Origin of the sequence: Actinophytocola gossypii, assembly GCF_025165815.1 — a bacterium.
Classification (GTDB): domain Bacteria; phylum Actinomycetota; class Actinomycetes; order Mycobacteriales; family Pseudonocardiaceae; genus Actinophytocola; species Actinophytocola gossypii.
Genome location: NZ_JAFFZE010000029.1, coordinates 59,036 through 78,852, shown reverse-complemented (window position 1 = coordinate 78,852; position 19,817 = coordinate 59,036). Strand labels below are relative to the sequence as shown.

20 protein-coding genes are annotated in these 19,817 nt (G+C 72.8%); 10 read left to right on the top strand and 10 right to left on the bottom strand.

The window, feature by feature from the left end; genetic code table 11:
* The 3 genes from JT362_RS33060 to JT362_RS33050 form a co-directional block, all read right to left on the bottom strand.
* A partial coding sequence (locus JT362_RS33060; protein ID WP_260195831.1) for an FAD-dependent oxidoreductase occupies positions 1–131 on the bottom strand: 131 nt, incomplete at its 3' end.
* The gene (locus tag JT362_RS33055; protein ID WP_260195820.1) at positions 131–1,321 is read right to left on the bottom strand and encodes a GGDEF domain-containing protein; all 1,191 of its coding nucleotides are present in this window, start codon (positions 1,319–1,321) and stop codon (positions 131–133) included. The genes JT362_RS33055 and JT362_RS33060, both read right to left, overlap by 1 nt.
* Before the next feature lie 435 nt (positions 1,322–1,756).
* Positions 1,757–2,992, bottom strand: coding sequence for an MFS transporter (locus JT362_RS33050; RefSeq protein ID WP_260195819.1), 1,236 nt, complete (start codon positions 2,990–2,992; stop codon positions 1,757–1,759).
* Between the two features lie 386 nt (positions 2,993–3,378).
* Here JT362_RS33050 and JT362_RS33045 point away from each other — a divergent pair, with 386 nt between their 5' ends.
* The 9 genes from JT362_RS33045 (at position 3,379) to JT362_RS33005 (ending at position 11,435) form a co-directional block, all read left to right on the top strand.
* Entirely contained in the window at positions 3,379–3,897 is a 519-nt protein-coding gene (locus JT362_RS33045) for an SRPBCC family protein (protein WP_260195818.1), read from the top strand.
* A 125-nt stretch (positions 3,898–4,022) separates the two neighbouring features.
* Positions 4,023–5,267: a condensation domain-containing protein gene (locus tag JT362_RS33040; protein ID WP_260195817.1), complete on the top strand. Its 1,245-nt coding sequence runs from the start codon at positions 4,023–4,025 to the stop codon at positions 5,265–5,267.
* Positions 5,268–5,316: 49 nt separating this feature from the next.
* Positions 5,317–5,547: a microaggregate-binding protein 1 gene (gene mbp1, locus JT362_RS33035; RefSeq protein ID WP_260195816.1), complete on the top strand. Its 231-nt coding sequence runs from the start codon at positions 5,317–5,319 to the stop codon at positions 5,545–5,547.
* Positions 5,548–5,637: 90 nt separating this feature from the next.
* Positions 5,638–6,003 (top strand): anti-sigma factor antagonist, encoded by a 366-nt coding sequence (locus tag JT362_RS33030; protein WP_311202787.1) that lies wholly within the window; start codon positions 5,638–5,640, stop codon positions 6,001–6,003.
* 37 nt (positions 6,004–6,040) lie between these two features.
* A complete protein-coding gene (locus JT362_RS33025; RefSeq protein WP_260195815.1) occupies positions 6,041–6,802 on the top strand; it encodes an IclR family transcriptional regulator in 762 nt (253 codons plus the stop codon).
* A 90-nt stretch (positions 6,803–6,892) separates the two neighbouring features.
* Complete coding sequence (locus JT362_RS33020) at positions 6,893–7,888, top strand: Ldh family oxidoreductase (RefSeq protein ID WP_260195814.1); 996 nt, start codon at positions 6,893–6,895, stop codon at positions 7,886–7,888.
* 95 nt (positions 7,889–7,983) lie between these two features.
* The gene (locus JT362_RS33015; RefSeq protein WP_260195813.1) at positions 7,984–9,336 is read left to right on the top strand and encodes an MFS transporter; all 1,353 of its coding nucleotides are present in this window, start codon (positions 7,984–7,986) and stop codon (positions 9,334–9,336) included.
* Entirely contained in the window at positions 9,333–10,670 is a 1,338-nt protein-coding gene (locus JT362_RS33010; protein WP_260195812.1) for a mannitol dehydrogenase family protein, read from the top strand. The genes JT362_RS33015 and JT362_RS33010 overlap by 4 nt, the downstream gene beginning before the upstream one ends.
* Positions 10,671–11,435, top strand: a complete 765-nt coding sequence (locus tag JT362_RS33005) for an SDR family NAD(P)-dependent oxidoreductase (protein ID WP_260195811.1) — start codon at positions 10,671–10,673, stop codon at positions 11,433–11,435.
* Here JT362_RS33005 and JT362_RS33000 read toward each other — a convergent pair.
* Positions 11,432–11,971 (bottom strand): TIGR03086 family metal-binding protein, encoded by a 540-nt coding sequence (locus tag JT362_RS33000; RefSeq protein ID WP_260195810.1) that lies wholly within the window; start codon positions 11,969–11,971, stop codon positions 11,432–11,434. The two genes, JT362_RS33005 and JT362_RS33000, sit on opposite strands and share 4 nt — an antisense overlap.
* Positions 11,968–12,936 (bottom strand): sigma-70 family RNA polymerase sigma factor, encoded by a 969-nt coding sequence (locus tag JT362_RS32995; protein ID WP_260195808.1) that lies wholly within the window; start codon positions 12,934–12,936, stop codon positions 11,968–11,970. The genes JT362_RS33000 and JT362_RS32995 overlap by 4 nt, the downstream gene beginning before the upstream one ends.
* 102 nt (positions 12,937–13,038) lie before the next feature.
* Between JT362_RS32995 and JT362_RS32990 the strand changes: the two genes are divergently transcribed.
* Positions 13,039–14,574 carry an MFS transporter gene (locus JT362_RS32990; RefSeq protein ID WP_260195807.1) on the top strand — a complete coding sequence of 512 codons (1,536 nt, stop codon included), beginning with the start codon at positions 13,039–13,041 and terminating at the stop codon, positions 14,572–14,574.
* 4 nt (positions 14,575–14,578) lie between these two features.
* Here JT362_RS32990 and JT362_RS32985 read toward each other — a convergent pair whose 3' ends face one another.
* From JT362_RS32985 to ispH, 5 genes are all read right to left on the bottom strand, one after another.
* Positions 14,579–15,145: a hypothetical protein gene (locus JT362_RS32985; protein ID WP_260195806.1), complete on the bottom strand. Its 567-nt coding sequence runs from the start codon at positions 15,143–15,145 to the stop codon at positions 14,579–14,581.
* Positions 15,142–15,906: a bestrophin-like domain gene (locus tag JT362_RS32980; RefSeq protein ID WP_260195805.1), complete on the bottom strand. Its 765-nt coding sequence runs from the start codon at positions 15,904–15,906 to the stop codon at positions 15,142–15,144. Before JT362_RS32980 ends, JT362_RS32985 begins: the two co-directional genes overlap by 4 nt.
* Before the next feature lie 70 nt (positions 15,907–15,976).
* Positions 15,977–17,092 (bottom strand): flavodoxin-dependent (E)-4-hydroxy-3-methylbut-2-enyl-diphosphate synthase, encoded by a 1,116-nt coding sequence (gene ispG / locus JT362_RS32975; RefSeq protein ID WP_260195804.1) that lies wholly within the window; start codon positions 17,090–17,092, stop codon positions 15,977–15,979.
* A 5-nt stretch (positions 17,093–17,097) separates the two neighbouring features.
* Entirely contained in the window at positions 17,098–18,864 is a 1,767-nt protein-coding gene (locus tag JT362_RS32970) for a 1-deoxy-D-xylulose-5-phosphate synthase (RefSeq protein WP_260195803.1), read from the bottom strand.
* A complete protein-coding gene (ispH, locus tag JT362_RS32965; RefSeq protein ID WP_260195802.1) occupies positions 18,861–19,805 on the bottom strand; it encodes a 4-hydroxy-3-methylbut-2-enyl diphosphate reductase in 945 nt (314 codons plus the stop codon). The genes JT362_RS32970 and ispH overlap by 4 nt, the downstream gene beginning before the upstream one ends.
* Positions 19,806–19,817: the final 12 nt, after the last annotated feature.

Sequence of the window (19,817 nt, the reverse complement as noted above, 5' to 3'; positions counted from 1 at the left end):
TCCGCCGTCCGCACCGCGCCACCCGGCACCTCAGCCGCCTCCAACACCAGCACATCCCACCCCGCGTCAGCCAGCACATTCGCCGCCACCAACCCGTTCGGACCCGCACCCACCACCACCGCGTCCGGCATCAGAGCGTCACCCGGACCTGGTCGCGGCCGTTCTCCTTGGCCTCGTACACGGCCGCGTCGGCCGCCTGGAGCAGCTCGCCGAGGCCCTTCGCGTGCTCGGGGTGGACGGCGACGCCGATCGACGCCGTGCGGTTGGTGATCGCCACCGGGCCGCCGCGCTTGTCGGTGGTCGGCACGTGCAGCTCCGAGATCATCCGGCGGATGCGCTCGCCGGCCAGTTTGGCCTCGTCGACGTCCGCGTCGGGGAGGAACACCACGAACTCCTCGCCGCCGAAGCGGCCGATGATGTCGCCCGGCCTGGTCGCGCCCCGCAGCGCGTGCGCGACGTACTCCAGCATGTCGTCGCCGGCCGGGTGGCCCCACGTGTCGTTGATCGACTTGAAGTGGTCCAGGTCGACCATCAGCACGGCGGCCGAGTTGTGCGCCCGTTCGACCCTGGCCAGCGCGCGTTCCGCGTCCTCGCGCCAGCCTCGGATGTTCAGCAGGCCGGTCTTCGGGTCGGTGCGCACGTCCACCTGGAGCTGCCGGACCTCCGCGATCCGGTTGCCGATGACGCTCACCACCACGATGATCGCCAGCGCCGCCGGCATGTTGACCAGCAGGACGGCCGTCACCGCGCCCAGCGCGATGGTCAGCGCCTCCAGCTCGTTGTCGTCCTTGGTGCCGAGCACCGTCCGGAGCGTCGGTCGTGTCGTGCTCAACAGCACGATGCCGACCCCGACGATCGCCGCCTGCACGGAGAAGTACACGAACCCGGCGAGCATCAGGATGCCGAACTCGCTGACCGAGTCCAGCACGGTCGACCGCGACCACGTCCGCACCCCGAACGCGGTCACCACCTCGTGCGCCACCACCGCGGCCAGCAGCACGCTGGAGGTGGAGAACATGAACCGGAACAGCGGGCGGCGGGCGACCACGTAGCGCTGGACGCGGCTGAGCACGATGCCGAGCAGCGCCAGGTGCACGGGCAGCACCACCACGCCGGCGAACGACCAGATGCCGACGAGGTCGATCTGCACGGTCGGCTTCCGTGATCGCCGCCGTTCCTCCTGCCTGCGGGAAAGCTGCAGGTGAACCGTCGCACACAGGGCAAGGGCCAGGAACCGGAACCAGTCGCTGCGCGCCGGAGCGGGTGTCATCACCGCGGCGACCACGGCACCGGCGGTCGCGAGCAACTCGCACAGCACCATGTAGCCGATGAGCCGCGGGCGCTGTCGCCAGAGTGCCCATCGACGCAAACGCACTAAAATTGGGCCTCCGGAGTGTCGCGATCCCCGCTGATCGTTCACACTTATAGGTGACATTCGTATCTGGCCCGGGTAAGCCGACCGTTCCTCCCCCCGGCGAGATCCTCCGTCAAGGCAGGATCAGCCGGACGACGTGACGCCTGCCCGGGCACCTCGGGAGCGGTGGAGGTCATGGCCCAGCGTCCTTCCGTTCGTGGTCCCGGACAGTGTGCTCGAAGGAGCGCTGTGCGGCGAGCGACAAGCCTGCCATAATGTCCAGCCGGTACGCCGAGATCGACTTCGCTGACGGCCCCCTGGAGGTGAACCCGATGAGGGATCGTGACATGTGATCTCGTGCGCCTGCCGCCCCGGTGGGTCCCGACCGCGGCGGCACGCGCGTCATGGCGTCGATGTGTTCAGGTTGGGGGTTACCCCGGTCTGCCGTGAAGGATTCGTGTGCCGGGCCCAGGCCACGCTCGTGGGAATGGCGATGGCCAGTCCGAGCGCGCCGGCCAGGGCGATCGTCGTGGTCGTCGAACCGATGCCCTCCGCCACCGCGCCGCCCACCGCGACCCCGACGCCCTGTGACACCCGCAGGCCCGTCCGGATGATCCCGAACGCTCCACCCCGGATCTCGTCCGGCACCAGCGAGGTGAACGTCGCGCTGACCGTGATCTGGTAGGCGCCGAACGCGCCGGACAGCGCCAGCAGGCCGATCGCGAACGCCACGTGCGGATTGAGCGCGAACAGGATCAGCGTGGCGGACGACGCCGCCGCCAGCACGCCCATCACCCGGACCCGGTGGTGCGCCGGAACGAACCTCGACAGCACGTAGGTGCCGACCACGAAGCCGAGCGGGTCGGCCGCCAGCATCACGCCGATCGCCGCCGATGACGCGCCGAGCTCCTTGGCCAGCGGCGCGACCAGGCCCTCGGGGATGACCACCAGCCCGACCAGCCAGGACAGGGTGATCAGCACCCGCATCCGGCTGGTGCCGAAGACGTAGCGCGCGGCGCCGAACCAGCCGTCCTCGCTGCTTCCCGCGGCCTCCCGGTTCTGCGTGAACCGGTGCACGACGACGGTGCTGATCGCGAACGTGACCGCGTTGATCGCCAGCGCCCAGCTGGTGCCGATGCCCACCACGAGCACGCCGCCGCCGGCCAGGCCGAGCAGCATCAGCGTGTTGGTGGTGATCCCGCGCAGGTCCTGGCTGCGCAGGTACAGCTCGTCGTCTTTGAAGATGACCCGGGTGACCGCGTTCTGCGCGGCCGCCGCGGGTGACTGCGCCAGGCCGACGGCGAGCACGAGCGCGCACAGCGCCGGGATCGACATGCCGGGGATGGCCATCAGGCCGACGAGCACGGCCTGGGCGGCGGTGCAGGTGACCATCAGCTGGCGGCGGGGGAACCGGTCGGCGAGCTGGGACAGGCCGAGGCCGCCGGCCAGCGCGGACAGGAACGTGAGCGCGTAGACCAGCGCGGCCCACAGCGCGGAGCCGGTGCGGTCGTACACCAGGATGGTGAGCGCGACCTTGGCGAGTTGGTCGCCGAAGATGGACTGGGCCTCGGCGAACCAGAGCGCGCGGAACTCACGTACCGCCAGCACGGCGGAGAAACCCGGCGCCCGTTGGCTCAACGTCAAACCCCCGTCGACCTCGTCGTCGGCAGGTCACGCTCAGTTGTGAACGCTCCCCGACCTCCTGCCGACCGCCTGTTGACCTCGACGTTCCGTCACACGCCGCACATGGTCAACTACCTGTCGCCCTCGTGATGATGCTCATCCGGTCATCACCACGTTGCTCAGAGTACCGGCACCGATGAGAACTCGTGGGCACAGGTGGTTGGTCGCGAGTAGTTCCCAGATGCCAGTAGTGGTCCTTTCGGAGTATCCGGGTCGCTGTCGGGGCAGCTCAGGGTGGATACAGCCACCGCCGAGGCGACCGCGAGCGGCCGTAGTTCACCGGATGTGGTGACCTTACTTGCCATGCCGCGGCCACAACAGACAGTGCGTAGGAGGCATTCGTGAGCAATCCGGACACCGCGGGCTCGGTCGAGGCCATGGCGGGAAGCGGCGACGACACGGCCGGCACCTGCCGGATCCGGTTCTCCCGCCGCCTCCCGCACCCGGCGGCGGCCGTGTGGTCGGCCCTGGCCGAACCGGCGCAGCAGCGGTGCTGGCTCCCCGGTGTGACCATCGACGCCACCGAGGGCGGCGCGGTGACCTTCGACTTCGGCGAGGACGAGACGGCCGAGGGCGCGGTGCTGGCCGCCGAGCCGGGCCGGCTGCTCGAGCACACCTGGCTGTGGCCGGACGAGCCGGAGTCGAGGGTCCGCTGGGAGCTGACGGCGGACCAGGATTCCGGCGCCGAGGAGACCACGCTGTCCTTGTGCCACGAGCCCGTCCGCCGGGCGCCGGCCGCCGACTACGGCGCGGGCTGGCACCTGACCCTGGACGCGCTCGCCGTCCACCTGGCCGGCGGCGACCCGGCCGAGCTCAGCCCGGACCACGAGGCCCTGCACGCCCTGTACAACGTGAACTGATCCCGCTCCCTGGTTCGCGGGCGCGAACCACCCGGACGGTCTCTTGTTCGCCCCCGACCGCCGTGCCAGACTCGCGCGCCGTCCGGGTTCCTCTCCGCCAACCGCACCGCGAAGGCCAGGGTCAGATGAAGATCGTGTTCAGCGGGGAGCGGAGCCTTGTCGCGCCGCTCACCTGGGGCCAGCGACACGTCATGCGGCAACGCAGCGTCCAGGCTCTCGCCCGGGTCGTGGACACGCCGCCGGTGCTGGTCGCGCTGGCCCTCGACGCGGTCACCGCGCTGGTCGGGCGGCACGAGGCGCTGCGCACCAGGCTGATCGGCCCGGACCGGCCGGAGGAACTGCCGGCGGACCTGGGCGACGGGGTCGCGGAGCTGGTCCGCCAGGAGATCGCCGAGACCGGGGAGCTGCCGGTCGAGGTGCTGCGCTGCGGCTCGGAGGAGGCGGAGCGGGTCGCCGCGGACGCCCGCGTGCGGCTGGCGGGGCGGGCGTTCAACCACGTGGAGGAGTGGCCGCTGCGGGTCGCGCTGGTCGTGGTGGACGACATCGTGCGGCACGTGGTGCTCGGGTGCAGCCCGCTGGCCGTCGACGACCACGGCATCGAGCTCGTGGTCAAGGACCTGGGGCTGCTGCTGCGCGGCGCGCTGCCGGTGCGGTCGGCCGCCCAGCCCGCCGACCTGGCCACCGAGGCCGCGGACGCGCGCCGGCGGAGCGGGCTCGACCTCACCGACCGGGCGATCCGGTTCTGGCGCGGGGAGCTGCGCCGGGCCGGGCGGGTGGCGGTGCCCGACGGCGAGCCGTCGGCGGCGACCCTGCGGTCCACGGCACTGGGCAACGCGGCGCACACGATCGCCGTGCGGCACGGGGTGCGGGCGTCGACGGTGTACCTGGCCGGCGTGGCGCAGGTGCTCGGCACGCTCACCGAGCAGTCGACGATCGCCCTGCGCACGGTGGTGAGCAACCGCTTCTACCCGGACCGGCGTGACGTGGTGGCCGCGATCGCGCAGGACGGGCTGGTGGTGCTCGACGTCGCGGTGCCCGACTTCGGCGAGCTGGTGTCGCGGACCTGGCGGACCGTGGTGCGGGCGCACCGCTTCGCCCGCTACGACCCGGACCGGCTGGCGAAGGCGGTCTTCGGTGACACGCCGCGCCCGTTCGCCTGCGTGGACGACCGCCCGCTCGGCCAGGGCGACACGTCGCCCTCGGTCCCGCGCCCGGTCGGCGGCTGCCACCTCACGGTCGGCCGGGGCGAGGTCACGCTGCAGTCCGACACCTCCCTGGTGCCGGTCGAGGAGAGCCTCCGGGCACTGGAGAACCTGTTGTTCTCCGCCGCGTACCAGGCGAAACCGGAGAGTGTTTCACCGAGCCGCTGACGGGTACGTCGGCTGCCGAACGCGGACCGCCGACCCGAAGGAGGACGAGATGTCCGACAGGAGCGAGGGCGTCCGAGGCGCCGTCGAGGACATCAAGGGCAGGTTCAAGGAAGCGGCGGGCGCCCTGGTGGGCGACGACGCGACGACCCGTGAGGGCCAGGCGCAGCAGGACAAGGCCGCGTCGCAGCGCGAGGCCGCCGAGAAGGAGGCCGAGGCCGACCGCGCCCGCGCCGAGGCCGGCCGGAACGAAGCACGGGAGCGTTCCCAGCAGGAACGCTGAACCACCACCCGTTAGTGGGACCTGGTCGTGTGCCCGGGTCCGAGACCTTTGTAGGCTTGCCGCCGGTCGCGAGAGTTGACTGGAGGCACAGTGGGATCGTCGGATCTGCTCACGGTGGACATCGACACTCGAGGCAGTGCGGTAGTCGTATCGGTGGGTGGCGAGCTGGACCTGGCCACGGTGCCGCTGTTGCGGGAGCGGCTGGACACCCTGTCGGACGTCGTCGCCGTTCCGTCGCCGTTGGTGGTCGACCTGTCCGGCCTGTCGTTCATCGGCTCGGCCGGGCTGGCGCTGCTGGTCGACCTGAACAACCAGTGCGTCGAACGCGGTGTGCTGCTCGCGCTGGTGGCGAACGGCACGGTGGTGCCGAGGGCGATCCAGGTGACCGCGCTCGACCAGGTCTTCTCGGTGCACACGAGCGTGGACGAGGCACTGGGGACCCGAGCCTCGGAGTAGCGGCGCCGGTGATCGCCTCTCGCCTACATTGGGTCGTATGGCGGGTCGGATGGCGGAGGCGGGCGGTGCGCGGTCGGCGGCGGACAAGACCTTGAGCGTGCTCGAGGCACTCGCCGACCACTCGCGGATCGCCGACCTCGCGAAGGCGGCCGAGCTGCCCAAGCCGACGGTGCACCGGATCCTGCAGACCCTGGTCCGGCACGGCTTCGCCCGTACCGACGGGAACGGCAGCTACGTCGGCGGACCGAGGATCCTCACCCTGGCCGGCCGGTTCCTACAGCGGCTCGACATCGCCGAACAGGTCCGCCCGATCCTGCGGGACCTGCAGGAAAGCACCGGGTGGACGGTGCACCTCGCGCTGCTGTCCGGTGACGAGGCGGTCTACGTGGCCAAGCTGGAGGGCGCCAAGCCGTACCATCTGGCCTCCCGCGTCGGGATGAGCTTGAAGCTGCACTGCACGTCGATCGGCAAGGCCATCCTCGCCACCATGCCCGACGACGAGGTGCACACCCTCCTCGCCCGCACCGGCCTGGCCCCGCGCACCCCGCACACCATCACCGACGAGCCCGCCCTGCTGGCCGACCTGCGCACCGTCCGCGACCGCGGCTACGCCGAGGACCACGAGGAGAACGAGGCAGGCGTACACGCCGTGGGCGCCGCCGTCTTCGACCACACCGGCACCGTCCTCGGCGCCGTCTCCGCCGCCTCCCTGGTCAACCTCACCGAGGCGCACCCCGCCCTCCCCACCCAGGTCACCACCACCGCCCACCAGGTCTCCCAGGCCCTCGGCGCCCCCTGACCCCGGCCAGGTGTGACGGCCTTCACAGGGCTCCGTCCGGTATGGCACTATGGCCGCGTAAATGGAACGCCGTTTTGTCAGGTGGAACGTATGCGGTTGGTGTCGGCGGGGGAGCTTCGGGGGTTGGCCGGGCGGATCCTCGTGGGCGCGGGGGCTGCCGAGGCCGACGCCGAGGTCGTGGCCCGCTCGCTGGTGGAGTCGAACCTGCTCGGGCACGACTCGCACGGGGTTCGGCGGCTTCCGGTGTACCTCGACGCCGTGCGCGCGGGGCGGATCGATCCCCGGGCGGTGCCGAAGGCCGAGGCCACCCGCCCGGGGGCCGTCGTCGTGCACGGGCATCGCGCGTTCGGGCAGCTCGCCGCGACCCGGGCGGTTCGTGCGCTGGTCGGACTGGCCGGGGAACACGGGTCGGGCGTCGCCGCGATCCGCGACTGCAACCACATCGGCCGGCTCGGCGAGTACGTCGGCGCGCTCGCCGGACACGACCTCGTCGCCATGGCGTTCGGCAACGCCGACTCGACCGTCGCGCCGTTCGGCGGCCGGGAGCGGCGGCTGGGTACGAACCCGCTGGCCTGGGCGGTGCCGAGGGCGAACGGCGCTCCCCTGGTGATGGACTGGGCGACCTCCGGCGTGGCCGAGGGGAAGCTCGCGGTCGCGCGGGACCGGGGTGAGCGGATCGCGGAGGGCCTGGTGCTCGACTCGGCCGGCCGGGCCACCACCGACCCCGGCGACTTCTACACCGGCGGCGTGCTGCTGCCCTTCGGCGGGCACAAGGGCTACGGCCTGTCCGTACTGATCGAGATCGTCGCCGGCCTGCTGTCCGGTACCGGCATCGGCAGCATGCCCGACTTCCGCGGCGGGTTCGGCACCGTCCTGCTGGCCTTCGACATCGCCGCCTTCCTGCCCGTCGACGAGTTCCGGCAGCGCACCGAGGACTTCTGCCGGCAACTCACCGAGACCCCACTCGCCGAGGGCCACGACGAGGTGCTCGTCCCCGGCGAACTCGAGGAACGCGTCCGCCGCGTCCGCGAACGCGACGGCATCCCCATCACCGACACCACCTGGCACGACCTGAACTCGCTCTGACTTCCAGGAGCGAGAGCGAAGGAGCGGGCGACGAGGGAAGACGGCGCCTGAGCGGATGAGCGGAGCGACCAGAAGACACAGAGGAGGAACGACCCATGACCGGAGCCGTCGACGACGCCGGAGCCGTCCGGGACACGACCCCCACCGAGCTGAAACGCGTGGTCAGCGCGTCCGTGGTCGGTACCGCGCTGGAGTGGTACGACTTCTTCATCTACGGGTTCGCCGTCACGCTGGTGTTCAACCAGCTGTTCTTCGTCACCGAGGATCCCGCGGTCGGCACGATCGTCGGGTTCGCCACGTTCGGCGTCGGGTTCGCGGTGCGCCCGCTCGGCGGGTTCATCTTCGGCCACCTCGGCGACAAGCTCGGCCGGCGCACCACCCTGATCATCACCACGCTCGTGATGGGCGTGTCCACCGGCCTCATCGGGCTGCTGCCCACCTACGAGTCGATCGGCATCGCCGCGCCGATCATCCTGACGTTCCTGCGGATGTGTCAGGGCCTCGGCGCGGGCGCGGAGTTCGGTGGCGCTTCCACCCTGCTCGCCGAGCACGCGCCGCCCGCCCGGCGCGGGTTCTTCACCTCGTTCGCGCAGACCGGTGTTCAAATCGGACTCCTCACCGGCACCGTCGTCTTCCTGCTGGTCGAGTCGCTCGGCGAGGAGACCGTGCTCGGCTGGGCGTGGCGGATCCCGTTCTTGTTCAGCTTCCTGATGATCGCGGTCGCGCTGTACGTGCGGCTGCGGGTGGCCGAGTCGCCGGTGTTCCGGCGGATGACCGAGAAGCGGACCACCGTCTCGCTGCCGGTGTTCGACGCGCTGCGCCGCTACCCGCGCAACTTCCTGATCGGCATCGGCGCGCACATCTGCGACACCGCGGTCGTCTACATCTACGCCACCTACAGCCTCACCTACATCACCGGCACGCTCGACCTCGACCGGTCGGTCGGGCTCACCGGCGTGATCCTGTTCAGCGTGCTGGTGATCGCGCTGCAACCGGTCTACGGACGGCTCTCCGACCGGATCGGGCGGCGGCCGCTGAACCTGTTCAGCGTCGTGTTCACCGCGGCCTGGGCGTTCCCGTTCTTCCTGCTGCTCGACACCCGCGAGCCGGTGCTGATCTGGCTGGCCCTGGTCGTCGCCACCACGATCGGGTTCGCGCCGATGATCGCCGTGCAGCCCGCCTTCTACGCCGAACTGTTCGGCGCGCGGGTCCGCTACACCGGGTTCGCCGCGTCCCGCGAGATCGGCGCCGCGCTCGGCGGGTTCTCGCCGCTCATCGCCGCCGCACTGGTCGCCCAGGCAGGCGGGAAGGGCTGGCTGGTCGCGGTGTGGATCATCGGGGTGTCGGCGGTATCGTTCGTGGCGTTCTGGATGTCGAAGGAGAGCAAGGACGTGGACATCGCCGCCGTCGACGCCACCGGGTACGACGCCTCGCTGCCGGCGCGGTGACCCGACCCCGGCTGAACCTGGCCACCGCCGGGCGCGGCGGCGACCGGCCGGGCATCGGGATCGTCCACCTGGGACTCGGCGCGTTCCACCGGGCACACCAGGCGGTGCTCACCATGCGCGCGATGGCCGCCGAGCCGGGGGACTGGGCGATCTGCGCCGTCGGTCAGCGGAACCCGGCGGTGGCCGACGCGCTCACCGCGCAGGACGGGCTGTTCACCGTCGCCGAGCGGTCGGCCGCCGGTGAGCGGATCGAGGTCGTGGACAGTGTCCGCGAGGCACTGCTCGCTCCGGCCCAGCCGGAGCGGCTCACCACTCTGCTGTCCGAAGTGGACGTCGTGACGATCACCGTGACCGAGTCCGGCTACCGGCACGATCCGGCGACCGGCCGGCTGCGTGCCGACGATCCCGAGGTCGCCGCCGACCTGGCCGGTCGGCCGCCGAGGACCGTGGTCGGTCAGCTCGTGGGCGGGCTCCGGCGGCGCCGGGGTGAATCGGGTCCCACCGTGCTGTCCTGCGACAACCTGCCGTTCAACGGCCGGCTCGTCGCCGGGCTGGTGCGGGAGTTCTGCCTGCTGCGCGAGGAGTTCGACCTCGCCGACCGGATCGCGGCGAACGTGACGTTCCCGTCGACGGTGGTCGACCAGATCGTGCCGGCGACCACCGCCGCCGACCTGGCGCACGTCGCCGGCGAGCTGGGGTTCGACGACCGGGCGGCGGTGGTCGGCGAGCCGTACCGGCAGTGGGTGATCGAGGACGACTTCGCCGGCGCCCGGCCCGCGTGGGAGCGCGCGGGCGCGGAGCTGGTCGGCGACATCGCGCCCCGACAGGCGGCGAAGTTGCGGCTGCTCAACGGAACCCACTCCGCGCTGGCCTACCTCGGCATGCTCGCCGGCTGCGACAGCACCGCGGCCGCCGTGGCCCGCGACGAGTTCGCCGGCTACGTGTGCCGGCTCGTCGGCGAGGAGACCGGGCCGTCGCTGGCCCGGTTCGGCATCGACGTCGGCGAGCGCGAGATCGACACGCTGCTCGACCGGCTCGGCAACCCGCGGATCACCCACCGGCTCGCCCAGATCGGCACCGACGGCGCGCGCAAGCTGCCGCAGCGGCTGCTCGAACCGGCCGCCGAGCTGCTCACCGCCGGTCGTGAGCCTCGGCTGATCTGCCTGGCGCTGGCCGGCTTCCTTCGTCACGAACGTCTGTCCGCACTGGACTTCGTGCCGGCGGAGCTCGCGGCGAACCCGGTGTTCGGCGAGCTGCTCGCCGACGCCGCCACCCGCCTCGACCGCGACGGCGTCGCCACGACGCTGCGGAAGGTGCTCGACGAGAGGAGCTAGATGCGGTTGCGAGACACCGTCGCCGTGGTCACCGGCGGCGGCACCGGGATCGGGCGGGCCACCGCGCTCGCCCTCGCCGACGCCGGGGCGGCCGGCGTGGTGGTCAACTACTCCCGTTCCGCCGACGACGCGGACGCCACGGTCGCCGCCCTGGCACAGCGGGGCTGCACGGCCGTCGCCGAACGCGCCGACATCGCCGACGACGCGCTGGTGCGGGCGATGGCCGACCGGGTGCGCGACCGGTTCGGCCGGGTCGACGTGCTGGTCAACAACGCCGCCACCACGTACCGGGCGGCGCACGAGGACCTCGACGGTCTCACCGACGAGGCGTTCGCGCGGGTGCTGGACGTCAACGTGCTGGGTCCGTTCCGGGTGGTCCGCGCGTTCGCCGCCGACCTGCGGGCCGCGGGCGGCGCGGTGGTCAACATCGGCTCGATCTCCGGCTACCGCGCCAGCGGGTCCTCGATCGCGTACGGCGTCAGCAAAGCCGCGCTGACGCAGCTGACCAGGAACCTGGCCGTCGCGCTCGCCCCCGAGGTGCGGGTCAACACCGTCGCCCCCGGCACCGTCGCCACCCGCTGGCAGACCGACCTGCACGGCGTCACCGGCTTCGCCGAGCGCGCCCGAGCCGAACGCGAGACGATCCCCCTGCGCCGGACCTCCACGCCGGAGCACGTCGCCCAGGCCGTCCTCGGCCTGCTCGCCATGGACCAGGTCACCGGCGAGTCCGTCATCCTCGACGGCGGCAAGCACGTGACGTACTAGGGCTCGCGGCCGAGGAAGGCGAGCAGGCGGTCGCCGGGTGGGGCGCCGCGGGGGAGGGGGATCGGCGGGGCGAAGCGGGACGGGCGGTCCACGTCGGTGACCAGCGCGGGTGACAGCTCCAGCAGCTCCGCCGCCAGCGCCGCCGGGAGCGGGTGGTCGCGGCCGAGCGCGCGGGCCACGTCCCACCCGTGCACCGCGACCTCGACCGCGCCGGCGGTGGTGAGCAGGTCCGCCGCCAGGTCCGTGCCGGCCACCGAGACCGAAGCACGCGATGGCCGGGACCACGCGCCGAGCACCAGGCGCGCCCGCTCGCGGGCCGCCGACACGGGGTCGGCCGGGTCCTCGGGCGGTTCGAGGCGTACCCGGCCCAGGTCGGCGGCCTCGTGCAGGGCCAGCAGGGCGTCGTCGACGTGGGCCACCAGCACGCGCAGCGGCCAGCCGCGGCACGGGGTCGGCAGGCCAAGCGCCGCGGGCGGCACGGACCGCAGGGCGCCGAGCGCGTAGCCGACCGCCCGCTCCAGCAGGTCGGCGCTCATGCCCGGCTCGGCAGCTGGAAGGTGTCGAACAGCCGGTGGTCGAAGAACGACACCACGTGGGAGAACGCATCCCCAGTCACCGTCAGGACCTGCAGGCAGAACGGGTGGAACGCGTCGTCCTCGCCCCGCAGGTACAGGCCGAGCGCGGGCGCGCCGTTGGCGGTGGTGGACACCAGCCGGAAGTCGCCGGGACCGCCGGGGCACTGGCCGAGCAGGTGCCTGCCGACCGCGTCCCGGCCCAGGAACCAGGTCGCGAACGGCGGCATCTCCCACACCGCGTCCTCGGTGAGCAACGCGACGATCCCGTCGACGTCCTTGCGCTCGAACGCGTCCACGTACCTGGCCAGCAGGTCGCGGGTGCGCTCGGTGGCCGGCTCGGTCACCGCGTCCGGGGTCGGGGCCACCTGCTCGAGCTGGGCGCGGGCCCGTTGCAGCGCGCTGTTCACCGCCGCGGTCGACGTGTCGAGCAGCTCGGCGACCTCGGCCGCGCGCCAGGCCAGCACGTCGCGCAGGATCAGCACCGCGCGCTGCCGAGGCGGCAGGTGCTGCAGGGCGGCGATGAACGCCAGCCGGGTGCTCTCCCGCGAGGTGACGATCGCGGCGGGATCCTCCTCGGTGGGCAGGGGCTCCAGCCACGGCACCTCGGTCCGCTGCTCCAGCGGCTCGCCGGCGCGCTCGCTCGGACCGCCGAGGCCGGTCGGCAGCGGGCGGCGGCCCCGGCCCTCGAGTGCGGTCAGGCAGGCGCTGGTGGCGATCCGGTACAGCCAGGTGCGGACCGTCGACCGGCCCTCGAACCGGTCGTAGGCCCGCCACGCCCGCAGATAGGTCTCCTGCACCAGGTCCTCGGCGTCGTGCACCGAGCCGAGCATCCGGTAGCAGTGCGCGAGCAGCTCGCGGCGGTACGGGTCGGCCCGGCTCAGGAACTCCGGTTCGACGGTCACGGCACGCTCCTCCCTCTCGGTCACCAGTAAAGACCGTGCGGGCGCGGAAAAGTCATCGGCCCGGCGATGAGTTTCTTCCCGCGACCCGGTCTGAACGGGTGTCACGCCGTGGAACTGGAGGACCCGATGACCGCAACCCGCCGCGAATGGATCGGCCTGGCGGTGCTCGCGCTGCCGACGCTGCTCGCGTCGCTGGACATGAGCGTGCTGTTCCTCGCGCTGCCGCACCTGGCCGCCGACCTGGGCGCGGGCGGCACCCAACAACTCTGGATCCTCGACGTCTACGGGTTCCTCCTCGCCGGGTTCCTGGTCACCATGGGCACCCTCGGTGACCGGATCGGGCGGCGCAGGCTGCTGATGCTCGGCGCGGCCGCGTTCGGTGCCGCGTCGCTGCTGGCGGCGTACTCCACGTCGCCGGAGATGCTGATCGCCGCGCGGGCGGCGCTCGGAGTGGCCGGTGCCACGCTGATGCCCTCGACGCTCGCGCTGATCCGGAACATGTTCCACGACCCGCGCCAGCGCGGCGTCGCGATCGCGACCTGGATGAGCTGCTTCATGGTCGGCACGGCCATCGGTCCGCTGGTCGGCGGTGTGCTGCTGGAGTGGTTCTGGTGGGGGTCGGTGTTCCTGCTCGCCGTGCCGGTGATGGTGCTGCTGCTCGCGACGGCGCCGTTCCTGCTGCCGGAGCACCGGGCACCGAGAACGGTGGGCGGCCGGCTCGACCTGGTCAGCGTGGGGTTGTCGTTGCTGGCGATCCTGCCGGTGGTGTACGGGATCAAGGAGCTGGCCCGGGCGGTGTCGGCGCCGCCGGTGGTCGCGGTCGTCGCCGGGCTGGGGTTCGGCGCGGTGTTCGTGGCGCGGCAGCGGCGGCTGGCCGAGCCGCTGCTGGACCTGCGGCTGTTCGCCGACCGGACGTTCCGGGCGTGCATGGCGATCATGTTCTTCGGCGCGATCGTGATGGCCGGGACGTTCCTGTTCATCCCGCTGTTCCTGCAACAGGTGCTCGGCATGTCGCCGTTGGCGGCGGGGCTGTGGATGCTGCCGCAGGCGGTCGCGATGATCGCCTCGACGCAGGTCGCGCCGCACCTGGCGCGCCGGTTCGCGCCGTCGACGGTGATGGCGGTGGCGCTGCTGGTCGCGGCGGCCGGGTCGGTGCTGATCGCGTTCGTGTCGGTGTCCGGCGGGCTGCCGTTCGTGGTGGCCGGGTTCCTGCTGGCGTGTGTGGGGGTGGCGCCGCCGACCGCGCTGGGTACCGAGCTGGTGGTGAACTCGGCGCCGCCGGCCCGGGCCGGCTCGGCGGCGTCGGTGTCCGAGACGGCCAACGAGCTGGGCATCGGGATCGGGCTCGCGGTGTTCGGCAGCATCGGCGCGGCGGTGTACGGGGCGCGGGTGGTCGTGCCGGACGGGGCGCCGGGGGTGGCCGGCGACAGCATCACCGAGGCGCTGGCGGTGGCCGGGACGCTGCCGGAGCCGGCGGCCGAGGCGCTGGTGGCGTCGGCGCGCTCGGCGTTCACCGCGGGCCTGAACGTGACGTCGGTCGTGGGTGCCGTGCTGTTCACGACGCTCGCCGTGGTGGCGGCGACGGTGCTGCGGCGGGCCGGGACGGCGGGCGAGGTGGCGTCCTCGACCGCCGCCCCGGCGCCGGCCCCGGTGTCGCGGTGACGGGTCAGCGGTGCCGCATGCTCCTGGCGGCGGCGGCCCCGGCGGCGACCACGACGATCACCGCGGTCAACGCCCAGCGGCGCTTCTTCTCGGTCTCCGGGCGGGGGCCGGCGACGGCCGGGGCCACCGTCTCCTCCTCGACCCGGTAGAGCGTGGTCTCCGGCGCGGGCGGCGGTTCGGGCGGAGGCTGCCGGGGTGGTTCCCGGGGCGGTTGTCGGGGCGGCTCCGGAGGTGGCGGTGGGGCCGGAACGGGTGCCGGTTCGGGCGGGGGAGCCGGGGTGACGACCGGGGGTGGCGGCTCGGGTGGCGGCTCGGGTGGTGGTTCCGGCGGGGGAGCCGGTGGTGGTGGGGGTCGGGTGGTGGTCGTCGTCGGCGGTGGGGGTTCGGGGGTCGTCGCCGACGGCCACGGCCAGGGGCGGGTCGGTGGGGGCCGGTTCCCGACCCGGATCGTCACCTCGAACCCCGAGCCCGCCGCGCCGGACGGGTCGTCGGCGGCGGCCGCGGGCCAGGCGATCACCGCCGCGGCACCGGTCACCGTCACCGCCACGGCGAGCCGGGCCGCGCGGGTCACTGCAGGCGCTCCAGGGCGGACACGAACGCCGCCGGTCCGATCTCGGCGCCGCCGCTGTACGGGTTCTGCAGCTGGTGTGTCGCGTAGAGGAGCAGGGTCATGGTCGCGGCCAGGGTGGAGACGATCAGGATGTGGGTCAGCGGTCGGGGCCCGCCGAACAGCAGGGGCAGGGCGAGCGACATGACCGCGCCGGCCACCATCGCGAACCAGACCACGGAGTTCACGCCGCCGCCGGTCGCGGTGTTCAGGCGCTCCTGCCGTGCCTTGTACGCCTCCCAGAGTTGCTGGGACGCCTCGTTCTTCTGGTCGATGGCCCACTCGTCCTCGGCGGGCGCGGCCGCGACCAGCCGCCGCAGCTCGGACAGCTCGTTCCAGCCCTGGTCGCCCACCTCCTGGCCCTCGCGCATCCTGGGCCACTCCTCGTCGATCACGGTCTCGGTGTAGTCCCTGGCCTGCGCGACGATCGCCGCCCGGTCGGCCTCACCGCTCAGCGACTCCGACGCCCACGCCGCGGCCACCACGCTGTCCGCCTCGGTGTAGGAGCCGTCCTCGGCCGCGCTCGCCCCGTCGAACAGCGAGATCAGCACGAACGCCACCAGCACCGCCTGCAGGCCGCCGACCAGGGTGAACACCTGGCCCGCCGCCTCGTTGTTCTCGACCGCGCCCTGGGTGGCGCCGAGCCGCCGGATCAGGTACGCGACGAGGCCGGCGACGATCGCCGCCCCGCCGACCCACAGCAGCCCGGTGGCATAAATACTCACGACAGCCCCTCGCAGGCTCGGTGCTGCCGCTCGCGGTCGCCCTGTGACATCGATTCGCTCGCAAGCTCACTCATGGGCGCTCCCCGGACCAGTCGCGCTTCATCGCCTCGTCCAGCAGGGTCTCCACGATCTGGCTTTCCGGGACGGTCTTGACCACCTCGCCGCGCACGAAGATCTGCCCCTTGCCGTTGCCCGAGGAGACCCCCAGATCCGCCTCGCGTGCCTCGCCGGGACCGTTCACCACACAGCCCATCACCGCGACCCGCAGCGGCGTCTCGAATCCCTCGAACGCGGCGGTCACCCGTTCGGCGAGCCGGTACACGTCGACCTGGGCGCGCCCGCACGACGGGCAGGACACGATCTCCAGCTTCCTCGGGCGCAGGCCGAGCGACTCCAGGATCGCCGCGCCGACCTTCACCTCCTCGACCGGCGGCGCGGACAGCGACACCCGGATCGTGTCGCCGATGCCGTCGGCGAGCAGCGCGCCGAACGCCACCGCCGACTTGATGGTGCCCTGGAACGCCGGGCCTGCCTCGGTGACGCCGAGGTGCAGCGGGTAGTCGCACTCCTCGGCCAGCTGCCGGTACGCGGCCATCATCACCACCGGGTCGTGGTGCTTCACCGACAGCTTCAGGTCCTCGAACCCGTGCTCGGCGAACAGCGAGCACTCCCACAGCGCCGACTCGACCAGCGCCTCCGGGGTCGCCCTGCCGTACTTGGCCAGCAGGCGCGCGTCGAGCGAGCCGGCGTTGACCCCGATCCGGATCGGGGTGCCGGCGTCGGCAGCGGCCCGGGCGATCTCCGCGACCTTGTCGTCGAACTTCTTGATGTTGCCGGGGTTCACCCGCACCGCCGCGCAGCCGGCGTCGATCGCGGCGAACACGTACCTTGGCTGGAAGTGGATGTCGGCGATCACCGGGATCGCCGACTTCGCGGCGATGGTCGCGAGCGCCTCGGCGTCGTCGGCGGACGGCACCGCGACGCGCACGATCTCGCAGCCCGCCGCGGTCAGCTCCGCGATCTGCCGCAGGGTGGCCTCCACGTCGGCGGTCACCGTGGTCGTCATCGACTGCACCGACACCGGGGCACCTCCGCCCACCGGCACGGAGCCGACCATCACCTGCCTGGACGCGCGTCGGGTCGGTGCCGGGCGTGCCTCCGGCATGCCGAGATCGACCAGTGTCATCGGGGCTACCTCCTGCTCAGTCGCTTGAGGACGGTCGTGGTGATGCCGCTGGGATCGAGCCCGTGCGCCCGCAGGATCTCCGCCCGCGAGGCGTGCGGCAGGAACGCGCTCGGCAGCGCGAACGTGGCGACGCAGGTGGGCTCGCCGGTCGCGGCGAGGGCCTGGGCCAGCCGGCCGCCGAGCGCGCCGGTCACCGTCGTGTCCTCCACCGCCAGCACCAGGCGGTGCGCGGCGGACAGCTTGAGCAGGCACGGATTCAGGGGAGCTGTCCATTGTGGATCGACGACGGTGACCGGCACGTCATGGGTGGCGAGCTCGTCCGCGGCCGCGAGACAGGCACCGGCCAGCGGCCCGACGGCCACCAGCAGCACCTCCGCGTCCGGGTGCTCGCGCAGGATGTCGCAGCCGCCGACCCGGCGCACCGCGGGGATGTCCGGCCCGACGCTCGCCTTCGGGTACCGGATCACGGTCGGGGCGTCCGATATGGACACCGCGGCCCGCAGCAGCGCGCGCAGTCGCGCCGGGTCCCTGGGCGCGGCGACCCGCAGGCCGGGCACCACCGGCAGGATCGAGGCGTCCCACATGCCGTGGTGGCTCGCCCCGTCCGGTCCGGTGACGCCGGCCCGGTCGAGCACGAACGTGACGCCGAGCCGGTGCAGCGCGACGTCCATCAGCACCTGGTCGAACGCCCGGGACAGGAACGTCGAGTAGATCGCCACCACCGGGTGCAGCCCGCCCATCGCCAGGCCCGCCGCCGAGGTGACCGCGTGCTGCTCGGCGATGCCGACGTCGAACACCCGCTCGGGGAACCGGGCGGCGAACCGGCCGAGCCCGGCGGGCAGCGCCATCGCCGCGGTCAGGCACACCACGTCCGGCCGCTCGGCGCCGAGGTCGGTGATGGTGTCGGCGAACACCGACGTCCAGGACGTGCCGCCGGAGCTGTTCGCCGGGCCGACCGCGTGCATGTGGTCGGCGTCGTCGTCCTCGGCCGGCCGGTGGCCCTTGCCCTTCGCGGTGACGCAGTGCACGACGACCGGGCGGCCGAGCCCGGCCGCGGCGCGCAGGGCGTCCTCCACCGCCGCCACGTCGTGCCCGTCGACCGGGCCGAGGTAGGCGAACCCCAGCTCGGTGAACAGGTTCGCGCTGGTGCGGGGGCCTGCGACGTGCGGAAGGCGTCCTTCATCGCACTGGCGCAGCGCGCGCAGGTGCGCCGCCAGCGCGCCGACGGTCGGGGCGTAGGAGCGGGTGTTGTCGTTGAGCACCACCACGACCGGGCGGTCCGGCGCGGCACCCAGGTTGTTCAGCGCCTCCCAGGACATTCCGCCGGTCAGCGCGCCGTCGCCGACGACCGCCACCACTCGCCGGTCCGAGCCGGTGAGCGCGAACGCCTTCGCCAGGCCGTCGGCGTAGGACAGCGCGGTGGAGGCGTGCGAGTTCTCCACGACGTCGTGCGGCGACTCGGTCCGCGACGGGTAGCCGGAGGTGCCGCCGGCCTGGCGCAGCGCGGCGAACTCGCCCTGCCGGCCGGTGAGCAGCTTGTGCACGTAGGACTGGTGCCCGGTGTCGAACAGCAGCACGTCGTGCGGGGAGCGGAACACCCGGTGCAGCGCGATCGTCAGCTCCACCGCGCCGAGGTTCGGCCCGAGGTGCCCGCCGTTGCGGCTGACCCGCTCGATCAGGAACGCCCGCACGTCCTCGGCGAGGTCGCGCAGGTCGGCCGTGGACAGGCCGGCCAGGTCGCCTGGCCCGGCGATGTCGGCGAGTGACGTCATGAGGGACGCACCGCGAGCGGGAGGGTGAAGTGGATCGTCTCGGTGGCGGTCTCCCGCTGCACCACCTCGGCCGGGGCGAGCGCGGCGATCACCTCGTCCACCAGCCAGGGCGGGGCCGACGCGCCCGCGGTCAGCCCGACCACCCGAACCCCGTCCAGCCACTCCGGACGGATGCCGGACACGTCGTCGATCAGGTGCGCGGGGGTGCCGCCGCGCCGGGCCAGCTCCACCAGCCGGACCGAGTTCGACGAGTTCGCCGAGCCCACCACCAGCACCAGGTCGGCGTCCTCGGCGACCGACGACAACGCCTCCTGCCGGTTCGTGGTGGCGTAGCAGATGTCGTCCGAGCCGGGGCCGCGCAGGGCGGGGAAGCGCTCGCGCAGCACCGCGAGGATCTCCTCGGTCTCGTCCACCGCCAGCGTGGTCTGGGTCAGGTAACACACCCGCTCCGGGTCGGGCACCTCGACCGTCCGCGCGTCCGCGACGTCCTGCACCAGGATCGTGCGTTCGGGCGCCTCGCCGAGCGTGCCCTCCACCTCCTCGTGGCCCGCGTGCCCGACCAGCAGCACGGTGTCGCCCCGCGCGGCGAACCGGCGCGCCTCCGTGTGCACCTTGGTGACCAGGGGACACGTCGCGTCGATCACGTCGAGGCCGCGCCGCGCGGCCTCGGACCGCACCGCGGGCGAGACGCCGTGCGCGGAGAACACCACGGTGGCCCCCGCCGGCACCTCGGCCAGCTCGTCGACGAACACCGTGCCCCTGGCCTCCAGGTCGGCCACCACGTGCGCGTTGTGCACGATCTGCTTGCGCACGTACACCGGCCGGCCGCGCTGGGCCAGTGCGTGCTCGACGATGCCGACGGCCCGCTCGACGCCCGCGCAGAACGAGCGCGGGGCGGCGAGCAGGACCGTGTCGAGTGGACCGATGGGGACCGGGGACATGCAAGGTCTCCT

Bases quoted from the DNA above. Each gene is read 5' to 3' on its own strand.
- JT362_RS33055 (WP_260195820.1), bottom strand. From the start codon at position 1,321: ATGGTGCTGTGCGAGTTGCTCGCGACCGCCGGTGCCGTGGTCGCCGCG.
- JT362_RS33040 (WP_260195817.1), top strand. From the start codon at position 4,023: ATGAAGATCGTGTTCAGCGGGGAGCGGAGCCTTGTCGCGCCGCTCACC.
- mbp1 (WP_260195816.1), top strand. From the start codon at position 5,317: ATGTCCGACAGGAGCGAGGGCGTCCGAGGCGCCGTCGAGGACATCAAG.
- JT362_RS33025 (WP_260195815.1), top strand. From the start codon at position 6,041: ATGGCGGGTCGGATGGCGGAGGCGGGCGGTGCGCGGTCGGCGGCGGAC.
- JT362_RS33020 (WP_260195814.1), top strand. From the start codon at position 6,893: ATGCGGTTGGTGTCGGCGGGGGAGCTTCGGGGGTTGGCCGGGCGGATC.
- JT362_RS33015 (WP_260195813.1), top strand. From the start codon at position 7,984: ATGACCGGAGCCGTCGACGACGCCGGAGCCGTCCGGGACACGACCCCC.
- JT362_RS33005 (WP_260195811.1), top strand. From the start codon at position 10,671: ATGCGGTTGCGAGACACCGTCGCCGTGGTCACCGGCGGCGGCACCGGG.
- JT362_RS33000 (WP_260195810.1), bottom strand. From the start codon at position 11,971: ATGAGCGCCGACCTGCTGGAGCGGGCGGTCGGCTACGCGCTCGGCGCC.
- JT362_RS32990 (WP_260195807.1), top strand. From the start codon at position 13,039: ATGACCGCAACCCGCCGCGAATGGATCGGCCTGGCGGTGCTCGCGCTG.
- ispG (WP_260195804.1), bottom strand. From the start codon at position 17,092: ATGACACTGGTCGATCTCGGCATGCCGGAGGCACGCCCGGCACCGACC.
- JT362_RS32970 (WP_260195803.1), bottom strand. From the start codon at position 18,864: ATGACGTCACTCGCCGACATCGCCGGGCCAGGCGACCTGGCCGGCCTG.
- ispH (WP_260195802.1), bottom strand. From the start codon at position 19,805: ATGTCCCCGGTCCCCATCGGTCCACTCGACACGGTCCTGCTCGCCGCC.